A 16,053-nucleotide genomic window follows, 5' to 3' on the forward strand; every position below is an offset into this window, starting at 1 on the left:
GTTCTCCCGCTCACCGGCTCGACCGGACGCGCGGATCGAGGATGCCGTAGAGGAGGTCGACGAGGAGGTTCACGCCGATGACGAAGATGATGATCAGCATCACCGTCGACTGCACGACGATCACCTCGCGGGCGGCGACATTGGCGAGCATCATCCGGCTCAGGCCCGGCAGCGAGAACACCGTCTCGATGATGACGGTGCCGCCGATCAGCTCGGCGATCTGCAGGCCGACGATGGTGACGAGCGGCAGCGAGGCGTTGCGCAGGCCGACCTTCAGCAGCGCCTCGGTGCGCGTCATGCCGACGGCGCGCGCGGTGCGCAGATAATCCTGGTTCATCACGTCGAGCACGGCGGAGCGGACATAGCGGATCAGCACGGCGGCCATGATCAGGCCGAGCGACAGCACCGGCAGCACGAGCGAGCGGATCGCGCCCCAGGGGCTCACCGACCAGTCGGTCCAGCCGCCGGTCGGCAGCCAGCCGAGGCGGACGCCGAACAGCAGCGACAGAAGAATGCCGGCCCAGAACACCGGCACGGCGACGCCGACCTGGCTGACGAGCGCGAGGATGGCGCCGGACGGCGTGCCGACGTTGCGCGCGGCATAGGTGCCGACGGGAATGGCGATGATCAGGCCGAGGATCAGCCCGGAAAGCGCGAGCGGGATCGAGACGGAAAGCCGCGCGGTGACGAGGTCGGCGACGCTCTCATTGGTGCGGAAGGAGCGGCCGAGATCGCCGGAGAGCATGTTGGCGATCCAGTCGAAATACTGGACGAAGAGCGGCCGGTCGAGGCCGTAGCTGTGGGCGAGCGCGTCGATCGCCTCGGGCGTCGCGCCCTTACCGAGCACGACCGCGGCGACATTGCCGCCGGCGCCCCGGATCAGCAGGAAGATCGCCACCGAGGCGATGAAGATGGCGCCCAGGAAGAACACCAGTTTGCGCAGGACGTAGATCGCCATCAAGCTTTCCCGGAGAGATGCAGGGGATGCGGCCGCCGCCGGCCCGGAGGCGGGCGGCGGCCGTGTCTCGGGCCCGTGTCTTGGGCCGCGTCTTGGGGCTGTGCGGCTTACCAGTGCAGCTTGTTGAGCTCGATCGCGACGTTGACGCGCGGCTCCTCAAAACCCTTCAGGTCGGGATTGAAGAGGCCGACGCCCTTCTTGGCGATCAGCGGGATGATGACCGCGTCCTTGCGCAGGATGTCGGCGGCCTTCTTCATCTCGGCCGTATAGGCCTCGTCGGTCAGCGCCACGTCGGCGTCGGCGAGCGCCTTGGTGTAGTCGGCCGAGCAATAGGTGCTCCAGCCGGCCTTGGTCGGATCCGGGCAGGCCCACTGCACCGGGTTGGCGTCGCCCGACATGATCGTCACGTCGAACTGCGGCGGCCGGCCCTGGAAGATCAGCTGCGAATAGCGGGCGAGGTCGATCGCGTTGCGGTTGACGTTGAAGCCGGCGCCCTGCATGGCCGGAACCATGATGTCGGCAGGCAGCGACAGGTCCGGCACATCGCTGAGCGAGGCGTATTCGAGCGGCGTGCTCGCATAGCCCTTCTCGGCGATCGTCGCCATCGCGCCTTCCATGTCATACGGGAACGGGCAGGTCTCGGCGTTTTCCGGCGAGTACCAGACCTGGTTCGGCAGTGCGAAGGTGCAGGTGTTCTCCGCGCCCCAGGCCGCGCCGAAGGCGTCGTTGTAGGACTGGCGGTCGAGCGTCCGGGCGATCGTCTCGCGCAGTTCCTTGTCGAGCTTCTGGTTCAGCACCGCGTAGGTCGGCTCGCCGACCTGCGGGTAGGTGACCAGCGTGTACTTCTTGTCGAGCCCGCGCTTCGACAGCTGTTCCCAGAGATCGATCGTGATGACGGGAAGCGAATCCACTTCGCCGGCTTCGAGCGCGTTGAGGCCGGCCGTGCCGTCGGTGACGATGCGGACGGTGACGTTCTCGACCGCCGGCTTCTTGCCCCAATAGGTCGGGTTGGCGGTGAACTCGAAGGCGCTGTTGGTGGTGTAGTTGGCGAGCTTGTAGGGGCCGGTGCCGATCGGGTTGGTGGCGATGTTGGCGGCGTTCGCCTCGGGCTGGATCAGGCCCGAAATCGCACCCATGCCGCGCCAGAAATTCTGGCTCGGGCGGGAGAGCGTCACCTTGACCGTGTGGTCGTCGACCTTCTCGATCGCCGTCACCGCCTCATAGGCGGCGGCGTAGTCGACGACCGGGCTCGCCTTCATGGTGTTGAGCGAATAGAGGACGTCCTCGGCCGTCACCGGCGCGCCGTTCGAAAAGGTCGTGTCGCGGATCTTGAAGGTATAGGTCAGCTTGTCGTCGCTGATCGTCCAACTCTCGGCGACGCCGGGCTCGACGCTGCCGTCCTTGTTGAAATAGACGAGCGGCTCGACGATGTTGGCCGGAATCCACAGCCGCATCGCCGTCAGGTTGCTCTTGACGAAGTCGAGCGTGCCGGGGTCCTGCCGGGCGACGAGGATCATCTTGTTCTCGGCGGCGCGGGGCGAGGCGGCCTCCGCCGTCGTGGCCAGGCCGCCGAGGGCGCCGGCGAAGAGCGTCGCTGCGGCCGTCAGCAGGCCGAGGCGCTTGGTGATCGAATTCCGAGTTCCCTGCATCTTTCAGTTTCCCTTCTGGAAGTGGCGGACGCTGCGGCGTCTCTTCATGCGTGATCTAGGCGGTCACGTTCCCAATGGTGTCCGGGCTGTCGCGTGCTGCGACGCGTCTTGGTCTTGCATCCCGTGTGGTTGCGCGCCGGAGACGGCCGCGCCGCAACACCCTCCCAATGTCGTTCCATGATATGGAACAAGAATTTCTTATATACCGCCGCAGTTTGTATAGGATGCGGCAGGAATGCAAGTAGCATCCCAAAAATGCCGTTACTGAAGAACGCTGTGCCTTGGATTTACGCTGCTTGCGTTCTACCGGATGGAATGCAGGCCTTCCCGCTTGCCCGAGTCGGAGCGTGGCGGCGCCTTGCTTGGCGGGCGAACGCACGACATGGCGATCGCCGGCCGGTCATCCCTGGCGGCGTTCGGAACTCGAAGGATGGGGGATTCTTAGCCGCCTTCGATGGCGAGGCGGCGGGCCCGGGCTCGACGCTCGCGGCAACAGGGGCGCGAGCGGAGCGGGCCGTCCCGTCGCATGTCCGCGACGAGACGGGGAGGGCCTAGTCCTCGTCGGAGCCGGCGACGGCCGATTTCGGCATCAGGAAGCGGACGGCGACGAGGCAGAGCAGGGTGGTGAACAAAAGCACCAGCGCCACCAGCGCGTTGATGTCAGGCGTAAAGCCGAGCCGCATCATCGCCCAGAGCCGGATCGGGAGCGTGCTCTGGGTGCCGGTGACGAGGAGCGTGATCATCGTCTCGTCGAAGGAGAGCGCGAAGGCGAGCACCGCCGCGCCGACCATCGCGCTGGAGAGGTTGGGCAGCAGGACCAGGCGGAAGGTCTGCCAGCGGCTGGCGCCGAGATCGTAGGAAGCCTCGACCAGGCTGCTGCTCAGCGATTGCAGCCGCGTCAGGATGGTGCGGTAGACCAGCGCCAGCACGAACACGGTGTGGCCGATGATGATGGTGACCAGCGAGCGCTCGAAATCGACCTGCCGGAAGAAGATCAGGAGCGCCAGGCCGGTGATGATCGGCGGCATCAGGAAGGGCAGGAAGATGATGAACTGCAGGAAGGCGCGCCCCTTGGCGGTGGGCGAGGTGTAGTAGAGCGCGATGCCGGTTCCCAATACGACCGAGCAGACGACGGCGCCGATGCCGACGACGAGCGTGGTCCAGAGCGCGTTGAGCACGCTCTCATTGGCGGCGAGCGCGACATAGGCCGAGGTCGTCGGCTGCGACCAGTCGACGGCGCCCTGGTGGATCGTGAAGAAGGACGAGACGATCGGCACCATCAGCGGGCCGTAGAGCAGCACGAAGACGACGAGCGTCATCGCGATCAGCAGAGCGGGGGCGAGCCTGTCGGCGAGGCGGGTCATCGGGGGCCTCCCTGCTGGCGCTCGACGCTGCCGCCGAGCCGGATGGCGACGATCACCACGGCGGCGAGGATGACCGAAAGCGCGGCGCCGAACGGCCAGTTGAAGGCGGTTCCGAACTGGCTGTAGATGATGCGCCCGAAGGTGAAGCCCGACTGGCCGCCGACCATCTGCGGCGTCAGGAAGTCGCCGATCGCCAGCACGAAGACGAAGCTCATCGCCGACAGCGTGCCGGGCATGCTGAGCGGCACAGTCACCCGCCAGAATGTCTGCGCGTTGCTGGCGCCAAGATCGGCCGAGGCATGGCGGAGCGCCTTCGGGATGCGCTCGAGCGACAGGAAGATCGGCAGCACGGCGAACGGGATCAGGAGCACGGTGAGCGTCAGCAGCACCGCGTTCAGATTGAAGACGAACAGCATGGACGGCTTGTCGATCAGGCCGGTCGCCAGCAGCGCCTTGTTGAGCATGCCGTTGCCGCCGAGGATGCTGCGCACGGCGTAGATCTTGATGACATAGCTCATCAGGAGCGGCACCAAGAGCAGCACCAGCAGCATGTAGCGGCGGCGGCCGCGCAGCGTCGTCAGGAAATAGGCGACCGGGAAGGCGAACAGCACGCAGAGCACGGCGACGGCGAGGCACAGCAGGCAGGTGCGCCAGAAGATCGGCAGGAAGATCGGATCAGTGAAGAAGCGGACATAATTGGCCACCGTCGGCGTGAAGACGATGTTGCCCTTGTCGACGCTGAAGAACGAATAGCCGAGGAAGAGCGCCATCGGCGCCAGCACGAACCAGAGCGGCACCGCATAGGCGGCGAGCGCCGCGAGCCAGGGCGTCAGCCGGCTCGGACCGGCATGGGCGGCCGGTTCGGCGCCGGCGTCGAGGGTCTGTCCGCTCATGCCGGCACCAGGCGGCAGGCGCTCGCGGGCACGACGAAGGTGACGGCGTCGCCGGGCGTCAGCGGCGAACCGCCCGGACGGCTCGGCATGCGCGCCTTGAGCGACAGAGCGGGGTCGTCGAGCGCGGTGGCGGTCGCGACCGTGGATGCGCCGGCGAAGGCGACCTGGCCGATCGAAACGAGGAAGCGGTTCTCGCCGGCAGCGTCGTCGCCGATCGCCACCGCCTCGGGGCGGCAGACGGCGAAGGCCGGGCTGCCCACGGGCGCCGCCGCCATTTCGGGCTGGCCGTCGACGGAGCAGATCACCCGTCCCGCCCGGGTCTCGAGCGCCCGCGTCTGGCCGTTCAGCGGGCCGAGCGTGCCGGGAATGAGGTTGTTCTCGCCGAAGAACTTGGCGACGAACTCGCAGCTCGGCCGGTAATAGACCTCGTGCGGCGAGCCGATCTGCTGGATGCGGCCGCCATTCATGACGCAGATCCGGTCGGCCATGGCGATCGCCTCTTCCTGGTCGTGGGTTACGAACAGGAAGGTGGTGCGGATCTCGGTCTGGATCGACTTCAGGAAGGTCTGCATGTGGCGGCGCAGCTCGACGTCGAGGGCGGCGAGCGGCTCGTCGAGCAGGATCAGGCGCGGCCTGCAGATGATGGCGCGGGCGAGCGCCACGCGCTGGCGCTGGCCGCCGGAAAGCTGGGCTGGATAGCGTTTGCCGAGGGGACCGAGCTGGACCAGTTCGAGCGCATCGGCGACGCGCTTGGCGATCTCGGCGCGCGGCGTACCGCGTACGGCCAGGCCGTAGCCGACATTGCCCTCGACGGTCAGGTGCGGAAACAGCGCGTAGTCCTGGAACACCGTGTTGAACGGGCGCTGGTTGATCGGCATCGCCGCGATATCACGGCCGTCGAGCAGGATCTCGCCGCCGGACGGCTTGGTGAAGCCGCCGATTAGGCGCAGGATGGTGGTCTTGCCCGAGCCGGAGGGCCCGAGAATGGTAATGAACTCGCCATCGCGGACGTCGAGATCGACGTCGTGCAGGATCGCGGTCGCGCCATAGGATTTCGAAACCGACCGCAGTTTCAGGAGCACACCGGCTTCGTTCATCGCCACTCCGGGACCATCAGCAAGGAGAAGGAACCGTCCGCGCAGCGCGCGCGGACGGGGATCAGCGTTGGGGCGAGCGCTTACGGCGCTGCCTTGATCTCGTTCCAGAGGTCCGAGCGCTTCAGCGGGTCCTCGACGTTCTCGATCCAGACGAGCTTGTCGCCGTCGCTGGCATTGCTGCTGGCGGTGACGGTATTGCCGAAGCCGGTCCGTTCGGAGAGCTGGGCGCCGATCTTCTTGTCGAGCAGGAAGTTGACCCACTTCGCCGCCGCCGCCTCGTCCTTGACGCCGCTGGTCATCGCCCAGTTGTCGAGCCAGGAGAGCGAGCCTTCCGTCGGCGCGACATAGGCGACATGGGCGCCGACCTTCTGAAGCGCCTTCAGCTGCTGCTGGCCGTAATTGGCCCAGATCAGCGCGACGTCGTTGTTCTGGTAGATCTGCATCGCCTCGTCAGCGGTGGTGTAGAAGCTCAGCGTGTTGCGCTTCAGATCGACCAGCTTGTCCTTGATCTTGGCGAGCTGCTCGTCGGTGAGCTGGAACGGGTTCTCGATGCCTTCGGTGAGCGCGGTGAACGAGAAATTGTGCTCGCCATTGTCATAGGCCAGCACCTTGCCCTGGTACTGCGGATCCCACAGCACCGTCATCGAGGTCGGGGCCGGCTTCACCTTGTCGGTGTCGTAGATCAGGCCGATCGAATCGAAGCAGAACGGAATGCCGTAGGCCTTGCCGTCGCGGGTCATGCCCTTGATCTTGGAAAGGTCCTTGAAGCGCGGCAGCGCCTCCTGCTGGTTCGGGATCTTGGTGAGGTCCCACGGCTTGACCAGGTTGGCGTCGATATAGCGCTGCAGCTGGGCCGTGTTGACGGCCATGACGTCGAAGTCCTTGCCTTCGCTGCCCTTGATCTTGGCCCAGATCTCGTCGTCGCTGCCGACGAAGACGACATCGACGTCGATGCCGGTCTCCTTGGTGAAATCCTTGACCCAGTCCGGGTCGGCATAGCCTTCCCAGGCGAGGACGCGCAGCGTTTCGGCCGACGCACTGGAGGCCCACAGGCCGGCCGCCAGCGCCGCGGCGCCCAGAACATGTTTGAATCCGATCACGACATTTCTCCTCTGGCTGGTGTCTGGTGGTGTGGAGCCCCTTGGCCGCGGTGACGGCTGGGGCTCTCTTGCTTGGTTCAGTCCAGTGTTCGTATGAGCGCCGCCGACGTCAGAGCGGCGTCACGGAGATCCGCTTTTCCTCCGGGCCCGCCGTCATGCGGTTGCGCAGCGGCTTGCCGAAGGTCGGCGAGACGATCTCGAACTCGTCGTTCACCTCCGTCTTGAAGTTGGAGGCGTAGCTCATCGCGTCCGCGCCGAAGAAATAGGCGTGCAGGTCGCCCGGCCGGCAGAACATCGGATAGCGGAAGTGATAGTGCTCGAGATTGGCGATCGAGTGCGACATGTGGCTTTCGCCCGACAGGAACGCCTCGTCCCAGACCACCTTGCCGTCGCGGATGACGCGGACATTGCCCGAGACTTCCTGCGGCAACTCGCCGAGCAGCAGCTCCGGCCCGAGCGAGCATTCGCGCAGCTTGGAATGGGCGAGGTAGAGGTAGTTCTTGCCCTCGGTGACATGGTCCGAGAAGTCGTTGCCGAGCGTGAAGCCGATGCGGCGCGGCTGGCCGTTGGCGTCGACGACATAGAGGCCGACGATCTCGGCTTCCTCGGCGCCGGCGAGCGCGAAGCCCGGCAGTTCCAGCGGCGCGCCGGTCGGCACGACGCAGGTACCGACGCCCTTGAAGAACCATTCCGGCTGGATGCCGATCTCGCCCTCGGCCGGCTTGCCGCCCGCGAGGCCCATGCGGAAGATCTTCATCGAGTCGGATTCGTCGGCGTCCGGCCCGTGCGTGTCCATATGCATGCGGTTGCGCGCCGTGGCGCTGCCGGTATGGGTCAGGCCCGTGCCGGTGATCAGGAAGCGCGCCGGCTCCGGATGGTCGAGCGGCGGCAGCACGCGGCCGGCCTTCAGCACCGTGTCATAATCGATCGCCGCCTCGCGCGGGCTGTTGGCGACCAGCGCCTCCAGCCCGGTGCCCGTCTCCAGGCTGCGCTGCACCAGCTCGTGCGTGGTGGCGAAGCCCGCGAGCGGCAGCAGCGTCTCGCCATCGGCGCCAACGACGGCGACCTTGCGCTCGCCCGCCTCGGTCTTGAACTGAACCAGCCTCGTGCGGCCTTGTTCTACGCCGTGCATCAGACCCAACCCCCGTCAACGATGAAATGCTGCGACGTGCACATCCGGCTATCGTCGGCAGCGAGAAAAAGCGCCATGCGCGCGATGTCGGACGGCTGCACGCGGTCCTGCAGGCACTGGCGATCGGCGATCTGGCGTTCGCCCTCCGGCGTCAGCCAGAGGCGCACCTGGCGTTCCGTCATGACCCAGCCCGGGATCATGCAGTTGACGCGGATGCGTTCCGGGCCGAACTCGCGCGCCAGCGCGCGGGTCAGGCCGGTGATGGCAGCCTTCGAAGTCACATAGGCCGGGCAATCGGCGTCGCCCACCATCCAGGTGATCGAGCCGAAATTGATGATCGAGCCGCCGCCGGCGTCCCGCATCATCGGCCGCACGGCCTGCGCCGCGAAGAACTGGTGGCGCTGGTTGACCGCGACGCGGTCGTCCCAATAGGCGACGGTGACGTCCTCGGTGCGGTGGCGATCGTCATTGCCGGCATTGTTGAGCAGGACGCGGATGGCGCCGTGCTTCTGCTCGGTCGCGCGGATGGCGGCCTGCAGCGCCTCGATGTCGCGCAGGTCGCAGGGGATGAAGTCCGGCGCCCGGTGTCCCTCGGCGCGGATGCTCTCGACCACGGCGCGCGAGGCTTCCTCCGCCATGTCGACGAAGGTGACGATCGAGCCCTGCGCGCAGAAATGGCGGACCAGGCTTTCGCCGATGCCGCTGCCGCCGCCGGTGATGAAGACGACGCGGCCGTCCAGGCTCGGGTAGATCGCGAAGGGGAAGTCGTGTTCCATCAGCGCCTCAATGGGAATGGCGGGGGATGCCCGCTTCTCGTTTGCCAAGAAGGAAGTCGAAGTCGCAGCCCTCGTCGGCCTGCAGGACGTGTTCGACGAAGAGTTTCTGGTAGCCGTTGACGCCTTCATGCGTCGGCGGGCTCCATTCGGCGCGCCGCGCTTCGAGCTCGGCGTCGGAGACGTCGAGATGCAGGCGCCTTCCGGCGACGTCCAGCTCGATCATGTCGCCGTCGCGCACCAGCGCGAGCGGGCCGCCGGCGGCGGCTTCCGGCGCCGTGTGCAGCACGACGGTGCCATAGGCGGTGCCGCTCATGCGCGCGTCGGAAATCCGCACCATGTCGGTGACGCCCTGCTGCAGCAGCTTGGCGGGAAGCGGCATGTTGCCGACCTCGGCCATGCCGGGATAGCCCTTCGGGCCGCAGTTCTTCAGCACCATGATGCAGCTGGCATCGATATCGAGATCGGGATCGTCGATGCGCTTGTAATAGTGCTCGATGGTCTCGAAGACGACGGCGCGGCCGCGATGCTGCATCAGCGCCTCGGTGGCCGCCGACGGCTTGATGACGGCGCCGCCGGGAGCGAGATTGCCGCGCAGCACGGCGATGCCGCCCTGCGGCGTCAGCGGCTCCTCGAAGGAGCGGATGACCTCGCCATTATAATTAGGCGCGTCGGCGACGATCTCGCCGATGGTCGGGCCGGCGACGCTCGGCGCGCTGCCATGCAGCAGGCCGTGCTCGTCGAGCACGCGCATGACGGCGCGCAGGCCGCCCGCATAATAGAAGTCTTCCATCAGGTAGCGGCCGGACGGCATCAGGTCGACGATGGTCGGCACATCGCGGCCGAACTTGTCCCAGTCGTCGAGCGACAGGTCGACGCCGAGGCGGCGGGCGACCGCGATCAGGTGAATGACGGCATTGGTCGAGCCGCCGATCGCGCCGTTGACGCGGATGGCGTTCTCGAACGCCTCGCGCACGAGGATCTTCGACATCTTCACGTCGTCGCGCACCAGCTGCACGATGCGACGGCCGGATTCCTGCGCCAGGATGGCGCGGCGGGAATCGACGGCGGGGATCGCGGCGTTGTCGGGCATGCCGATCCCGAGCGCTTCGACCATCGACGCCATCGTCGAGGCGGTGCCCATGGTCATGCAGCTGCCGGCGGAGCGGCTCTGGCCCTGCTCGGCGGCGAGGAAGTCGTCGACCGACATGCGGCCGGCCTTCACGTCCTCATAGAACTTCCAGACATGCGTGCCCGAACCGATCGCCTTGCCGCGGAAATTGCCGTTCAGCATCGGGCCGCCTGAGACGGCGATGGTCGGCAAATCGCAGCTCGCCGCCCCCATCAGCAGTGCCGGCGTGGTCTTGTCGCAGCCGACCAGCAGGATGACGCCGTCGATCGGGTTGGAGCGAATCGATTCCTCGACGTCCATCGAGGCGAGGTTGCGGAACAGCATGGCCGTCGGGCGCATGTTGCTCTCGCCGAGCGACATCACCGGGAATTCGAGCGGGAAGCCGCCGGCCTCGTAGACGCCGCGCTTCACATGCTCGGCGATCGTCCGGAGATGCGCGTTGCAGGGGGTCAGTTCCGACCAGGTGTTGCAGATGCCGATCACCGGCCGGCCGTCGAAGACATCTGGCGGATGTCCTTCGTTCTTCATCCAGCTCCGGTGCATGAAGGCATTCTTGCCCGCTCCGCCGAACCAGGAGGTGGAGCGATATTTGCGTGGCTCGTCGGCCATGGACGCCTCTGGGTATGTTTCTTATTGAAAAACACTATTCTGTATTACATGATGGTCGTCTCTTTCCCCGTCCAAGTCAACAGACCGTCTGCACGGATGGAACATGCGGGATTGCGCTTGGCCGGATAAAATTCGGCTGCTAGAAGTTTCGCATTGAAGAATGATGTTTCTTGTCGCCAAAGAAGTGACCGCGTATCGATGGCGGACACCTCCGGAAGGATCGACTGCCGATGACCGACGAACGCTACCGGGTGCAGAGCCTCGGCCGTGCCCTCGATTTGCTCGACAAGATCGCCGAAAGCGGCCAGGCCGGCGCACGGCTGACCGATCTCGCCCGCGATATCGGCCTGTCGAAGCCGGCGGCCTATGCGATTCTCGTCACGCTCAGGGCGCGCGGCATCGTCACCGATATCGGCGAGGGCATGACGCGGCGCTATCGGCTCGGCCTGTCGCTGCTGCGTCTCGGCGATCTCGCCGTGTCCAATACGGGCCTGGCCGACATCGCGCTGCCGATCCTGCGCGACCTGACCCAGATGATCGGCATGACCTCGCGCGTCGCCATGATGGATGACGGTTTCGCCGTGGTGATCGGCCGCGTCGACGCCCCGGGCGCCATCCGCTTCAACGCGGCGCTCGGCCGGCGCGAGCGTCCGCACTGCTCCGGTGTCGGCAAGGTCCTGCTGGCGGCAATGCCGCGCGCCAACGCGCTGGAACTCGTCGAGCGGGTCGGCCATCCGCCGAGGACGCCGAAGACGCTGAGCACGATCGAGGCGCTGAACGCGGATCTCGACCAGATCGCCGTTCGCCACTATGCGATCGACGACGAGGAAGACCATGAGGGTATCATCTGCGTCGCCGCCGCCGTGTTCGGGCGGGACGGCCAGACGGTCGGCGCCATCAGCGTGACGACGCTGAAGCAGCTTCTGCCGCTCGAGGCGGTCGGCTCGATCGCCGGGCCGCTGGTCCAGCACGCCGACCTGATTTCGCGGGCGCTGGGCGGCCCGAGCGCCGCCGAGGCCTGGCTGCTGCGGCCGCAGGGCTAGCGCCGGAACGAGGGCGATCGCGGCGCACGATTTTCCGAAGGCGGAGCGGCGGCGGATCGTCTGTTGCGTTCGCCGCGGACCGCATCTTCGCTCTTTCGTCCTGATTTCGAGGTTTGCCGGAACGCGGCGGGCGGTGACGCAACTTTGTGCACAGACGCCGTCGCCCTCGATCGTCCGGGGGCCGGGCGGGCCGCGAAGGGGCGGGTCCGGCGTGAAACACTTATTTCCACAGTGAAATTGACGCCGACGGGCCGGGTTTTCGACGCTCGGCGCGTTTCTTGCCGACTTGTTTCGATTCATTTCCGTTGCCGCGTTTTCATGCCTTTTGTTCAGAACGAAGGCATGTATTCCCGTCCTGCGTGTGCCGGAAAATCTGGCGGCAGCGTTTACCTTCCGCGCCGGAAAAAGGTGCGTTGACATTCGCCTGCGGCAAACCTAGCATCAAATTACAGAACATTGTTCTGCACTACAAAACAAATGGATTGGACCTGACGGCGCTCCGGCGGAGCCGCCGAACGATCCGGTCTGGTCCAAGAACGACCCTGTGCTTCTGCTACGGATACGGAAGGCGTCCCGTGCTGACGACATTCATCAACCTGTTCAATTTCGACGGCATCGGCGACTATTTCCCCGATTTGATGCGCGGCGCCGCGATCAGCTTGCAGCTGACGTTCTGCGTGATGTTGATCGCGTTACCGCTCGGCCTCTTGCTGGCGCTGGCAAAGCTCGGCCGCTCCCGAATTCTTCGGGTCGCCGCCTCGTTCTACATCGAGGTGATCCGCGGAACGCCGTGCCTCTTGCAGCTGTTCTACATCTACTTCGTGCTGCCGGCCTTCGGCATCCGCTTCGACCCGTTCATGGCCGGCGTCATCGGCCTGTCGGTCAACTACTCCGCCTATCTGGCCGAGGTGTATCGCGCCGGCATCGTCGCCATCCCGCATGGCCAGGTCGAGGCCGCCAAGGCGCTCGGCATGTCGCGCCGCAAGATGCTGCGCCTGATCATCCTGCCGCAGGCGATCCGTGTGGTCGTGCCGCCGCTCGGCAACTATTGCATCTCGCTGTTCAAGGATACGTCGCTGGTATCCATCGTCACCGTGCGTGAGCTGATCTTCACCGGACAGATCATCTCGTCGACGAATTTCCAGTATTTTACCGTCTTCACCATCATCGGCGCGATCTACCTGTTCTTCTCCTATCCGGCGGCGCTGTTCGTCCGCTACCTGGAGAAGCGCATGGCGATCGGCGCGCGCCGCCCGCCCGTCGTGGTTTCCGACGTCGCCCAGGCCGAAGCCGCCGAAGGGACCGCCAAGTCATGATCCGCCTCGAAAGCATCAACAAGAGCTACGGCTCGCACCACGTCCTGAAGGACGTCTCGCTGAGCGTCGACCGGGCGGAAGTGGTCTGCGTCATCGGCCCGTCCGGCTCCGGCAAGTCGACCATGCTGCGCTGCATCAACAACATGGAGGAGATCAGCAGCGGCACGATCTCGATCGATGGCCAGCCGGTCTATCGCTACGAGAAGGACGGCAAGCTCATCATCGACAGCGAGAAGCAGATCGAGGCGATCCGCGCCAAGGTCGGCATGGTGTTCCAGTCGTTCAACCTGTTCCCGCACCTGACCGTCACCGAGAACATCACGGTCGCGCCGATCCACGTGCTCGGCCGTTCCCGTGGCGAGGCGACCGACATCGCGCTGGCGCTGCTCGAAAAGGTCGGCCTGGCGCAGAAGGCGCAGGCCTATCCGCACGAACTTTCCGGCGGCCAGCAGCAGCGCGTGGCGATCGCCAGGGCGCTGGCGATGCGGCCGAAGGCGATCCTCTTCGACGAGGTCACCTCGGCGCTCGATCCGGAGCTGGTCGGCGAGGTGCTGCGCGTCATGCGCGCGCTTGCCGACGAAGGCATGACCATGGTCGTCGTCACGCATGAGATGGGCTTCGCCCGCGACGTCTCGGACCGTGTCGTCTTCATGGCCGACGGTCGGATCGTCGAAAGCGGCAAGCCGCACGAACTCTTCGCCGCCCCGCAGCAGGAGCGGACAAGGGACTTTCTGCGATCGGTCCTGGAGCGCAACAGGGAAATGGGCGCCGCGGCCGGTCGATAAACGCGCTTCAAGCAATAACAACGAGGGGATACATCCGTGAATTTCAAGAGCTTGGTTCTCGCGACCGCGGTTGCGACCATGATGACGGGTTCCGTCGCCATGGCCGGCGACATCGGCGTCGGCAATGCCACCTATCATGGCGGCGACGGCTCCTATCAGCGCGCCATCGACAACGGCATCACGCTGCTGATCGCCGCCGATCCGCCGAACACCTATCTGGACGAGAAGACGAAGGAATATGACGGCACCGACGTCCGCATCTTCCGCGAAGTGACCAAGCGCCTCGGCATCGACAAGGTGACCTGGTCGCTCATCCCGTTCGACGCCATGGTGCCGACGCTGCTTTCCAACCGCGGCGACGTCATCGTCGACAATCTGCACGAGAACGAGAAGCGCCTGAAGGTGCTGGCCTTCACCGGCCCGTCCTACTGGTACGGCTCGGGCGTGACGGTGGCGAAGGGCAACCCGCACAACATCCACAGCTGGGACGACTTCGCCGGCAAGACCGTCGGCACGCTGCGCGGCTCGGTCAATCACGGCCTGCTCGAGAAGCGGACCGACCTGAAGGAACTCAAGCTCTACACCAGCAACGAGGCCGAGTTCTCCGACATCATCGCCGGCCGCCTTGATGTCGGCATGGAGGACGACATCAAGGTCGGCCAGTTCCTGAAGAAGCATCCCGACGCCGCCATGGAACTGGTCGCCGACTACAAGCCGCTGCCGGAAGAATACGGCTATGCCCGCTACGCGCTCCGCAAGGACGACGTCGACCTGAACAGCGCCATCTCGCGCGCGCTCGCCGAAATCCGCGCCGATGGCACCATGTCGGAGATCCTCAAGGAGTTCGGCTACACCGACCGCAATCTCTGGTTCTTCCCGGTCAAGAACTGACGCCTTTCGACGGCCCCGCCTCGCGGCGGGGTTCCGCACAGCGATATCGCAGGCCGGCTCACGCCGGCCTGCATTGCATTTGCTTCCTGCCGCAAGTCGCGCGAGGGTAGGCGGGCGCCGACCGGCCGCCCCTTCTCCGGCGGCGGCCCCCTGGAAGCCTTGAGGCTTCGCGGCGCGAAGGGACAGGCGATCCATCGGATCGCCGCGCGGACACGAAGAAAGATGATCACATGAAGAACCGTCAGCTCGGGCGCACCGGCGCCACGATTTCGGAGATCGGTTTTGGCGCCTGGCAGATCGGCGGCGCCTGGGGCGACGTCAGCGAGGCCGACGGCAAGAAGGCGCTGAACGCGGCGCTCGACGCCGGCGTGTCCTTCATCGACACCGCCGACGTCTACGGTGACGGCCGCTCGGAGAAGATCATTGCCGAGGTGCTGAAGGAGCGCGGCGGCCTCCGCCCGTTCGTCGCCACCAAGGCGGGGCGGCGTCTGAGCCCGCATGTCGCCGAGGGCTATACCGGCGCCAACATCGAGGCCTTCATCGATCGCAGCCTCAAGAACCTGCAGACCGATACTCTCGACCTGGTGCAGCTGCACTGCCCGCCGACCGAGGTCTATTACGAGCCGGATTTCTTCGGCGAGCTCGATGGCCTCGTCGCCAAGGGCAAGATCCGCCACTACGGCGTCTCGGTCGAGAAGGTCGAGGAAGGGCTGAAGGCGATCCAGTATCCGAACGTCGCCACCGTCCAGGTCATCTACAACATCTTCCGCCAGCGGCCGCAGGAGCTGTTCTTCACGGAAGCCGCGAAGAAGAATGTCGGCATCATCGTCCGCGTGCCGCTCGCCTCGGGCCTGCTCTCCGGCAAGATCACCCGCGACACCGCCTTCCGCGCCGACGACCACCGCAACTTCAACCGCCATGGCGAGCAGTTCGATGTCGGCGAGACCTTCGCCGGCGTGCCGTTCGACGTGGCGCTGGAAGCGGTCGACGAGCTGCGTCCGCTGGTGCCGGAAGGCGTCGCGATGTCGACCTTCGCGCTCCGCTGGATCCTGCAGCAGCCGGCCGTCTCGGTCGTCATCCCCGGCGCCCGCAACGAGGCGCAGGCCCAGTCCAACGCCGCCGCGAGCGACGGCGCGGCCATCGCTCCCGAGACGCTGGCCCGGATCTCCGAGATCTATGACCGGCTGATCAAGCCGCACGTCCACCAGCGCTGGTAGGCGCTTCTCCCGCCTCCGGGCCGCCGCGCACCGATTGCGCGGCGGCCCGCGAACGATGTCGGCAGCATGCGGCTCGACAGGGGCCGTCGGGAGG

General features: G+C 66.0%; 14 protein-coding genes. 5 read left to right on the forward strand and 9 right to left on the reverse strand.

Annotated elements, in window-relative coordinates; all coding sequences use genetic code 11:
* Window positions 1-10: 10 nt before the first annotated feature.
* The 9 genes from K32_RS03450 to K32_RS03490 all read right to left on the reverse strand — a co-directional run bounded on the left by K32_RS03450 (window position 11) and on the right by K32_RS03490 (window position 10,707).
* Window positions 11-958 carry an ABC transporter permease gene (locus K32_RS03450; protein ID WP_201402683.1) on the reverse strand — a complete coding sequence of 316 codons (948 nt, stop codon included), beginning with the start codon at window positions 956-958 and terminating at the stop codon, window positions 11-13.
* Between the two features lie 107 nt (window positions 959-1,065).
* Complete coding sequence (locus K32_RS03455; protein ID WP_201402684.1) at window positions 1,066-2,607, reverse strand: ABC transporter substrate-binding protein; 1,542 nt, start codon at window positions 2,605-2,607, stop codon at window positions 1,066-1,068.
* A 551-nt stretch (window positions 2,608-3,158) separates the two neighbouring features.
* The gene (locus K32_RS03460) at window positions 3,159-3,971 is read right to left on the reverse strand and encodes an ABC transporter permease (RefSeq protein ID WP_201402685.1); all 813 of its coding nucleotides are present in this window, start codon (window positions 3,969-3,971) and stop codon (window positions 3,159-3,161) included.
* The gene (locus K32_RS03465) at window positions 3,968-4,864 is read right to left on the reverse strand and encodes an ABC transporter permease (protein ID WP_201402686.1); all 897 of its coding nucleotides are present in this window, start codon (window positions 4,862-4,864) and stop codon (window positions 3,968-3,970) included. The genes K32_RS03460 and K32_RS03465 overlap by 4 nt, the downstream gene beginning before the upstream one ends.
* Window positions 4,861-5,961, reverse strand: coding sequence for an ABC transporter ATP-binding protein (locus K32_RS03470; RefSeq protein WP_201402687.1), 1,101 nt, complete (start codon window positions 5,959-5,961; stop codon window positions 4,861-4,863). Before K32_RS03470 ends, K32_RS03465 begins: the two co-directional genes overlap by 4 nt.
* An 80-nt stretch (window positions 5,962-6,041) precedes the next feature.
* Complete coding sequence (locus K32_RS03475; RefSeq protein WP_201402688.1) at window positions 6,042-7,061, reverse strand: ABC transporter substrate-binding protein; 1,020 nt, start codon at window positions 7,059-7,061, stop codon at window positions 6,042-6,044.
* A gap of 109 nt (window positions 7,062-7,170) precedes the next feature.
* The gene (araD1, locus tag K32_RS03480) at window positions 7,171-8,193 is read right to left on the reverse strand and encodes an AraD1 family protein (RefSeq protein ID WP_201402689.1); all 1,023 of its coding nucleotides are present in this window, start codon (window positions 8,191-8,193) and stop codon (window positions 7,171-7,173) included.
* Window positions 8,193-8,969: an SDR family NAD(P)-dependent oxidoreductase gene (locus K32_RS03485; protein ID WP_201402690.1), complete on the reverse strand. Its 777-nt coding sequence runs from the start codon at window positions 8,967-8,969 to the stop codon at window positions 8,193-8,195. The genes araD1 and K32_RS03485 overlap by 1 nt, the downstream gene beginning before the upstream one ends.
* A gap of 7 nt (window positions 8,970-8,976) precedes the next feature.
* Window positions 8,977-10,707, reverse strand: a complete 1,731-nt coding sequence (locus K32_RS03490) for an IlvD/Edd family dehydratase (RefSeq protein ID WP_201402691.1) — start codon at window positions 10,705-10,707, stop codon at window positions 8,977-8,979.
* 230 nt (window positions 10,708-10,937) lie between these two features.
* Between K32_RS03490 and K32_RS03495 the strand changes: the two genes are divergently transcribed.
* From K32_RS03495 to K32_RS03515, 5 genes are all read left to right on the forward strand, one after another.
* Window positions 10,938-11,750: an IclR family transcriptional regulator gene (locus K32_RS03495; protein ID WP_201402692.1), complete on the forward strand. Its 813-nt coding sequence runs from the start codon at window positions 10,938-10,940 to the stop codon at window positions 11,748-11,750.
* A gap of 575 nt (window positions 11,751-12,325) precedes the next feature.
* The gene (locus K32_RS03500) at window positions 12,326-13,066 is read left to right on the forward strand and encodes an amino acid ABC transporter permease (protein WP_201402693.1); all 741 of its coding nucleotides are present in this window, start codon (window positions 12,326-12,328) and stop codon (window positions 13,064-13,066) included.
* Complete coding sequence (gene ehuA / locus K32_RS03505; protein ID WP_201402694.1) at window positions 13,063-13,851, forward strand: ectoine/hydroxyectoine ABC transporter ATP-binding protein EhuA; 789 nt, start codon at window positions 13,063-13,065, stop codon at window positions 13,849-13,851. Before K32_RS03500 ends, ehuA begins: the two co-directional genes overlap by 4 nt.
* A 36-nt stretch (window positions 13,852-13,887) precedes the next feature.
* Entirely contained in the window at window positions 13,888-14,742 is an 855-nt protein-coding gene (locus K32_RS03510) for an ABC transporter substrate-binding protein (RefSeq protein WP_201402695.1), read from the forward strand.
* Window positions 14,743-14,972: 230 nt separating this feature from the next.
* Complete coding sequence (locus tag K32_RS03515; RefSeq protein WP_201402696.1) at window positions 14,973-15,959, forward strand: aldo/keto reductase; 987 nt, start codon at window positions 14,973-14,975, stop codon at window positions 15,957-15,959.
* The last annotated feature ends 94 nt before the right edge of the window (window positions 15,960-16,053 follow it).

Origin of the sequence: Kaistia sp. 32K (assembly GCF_016629525.1) — a bacterium.
Taxonomy (GTDB): Bacteria; Pseudomonadota; Alphaproteobacteria; order Rhizobiales; family Kaistiaceae; genus Kaistia.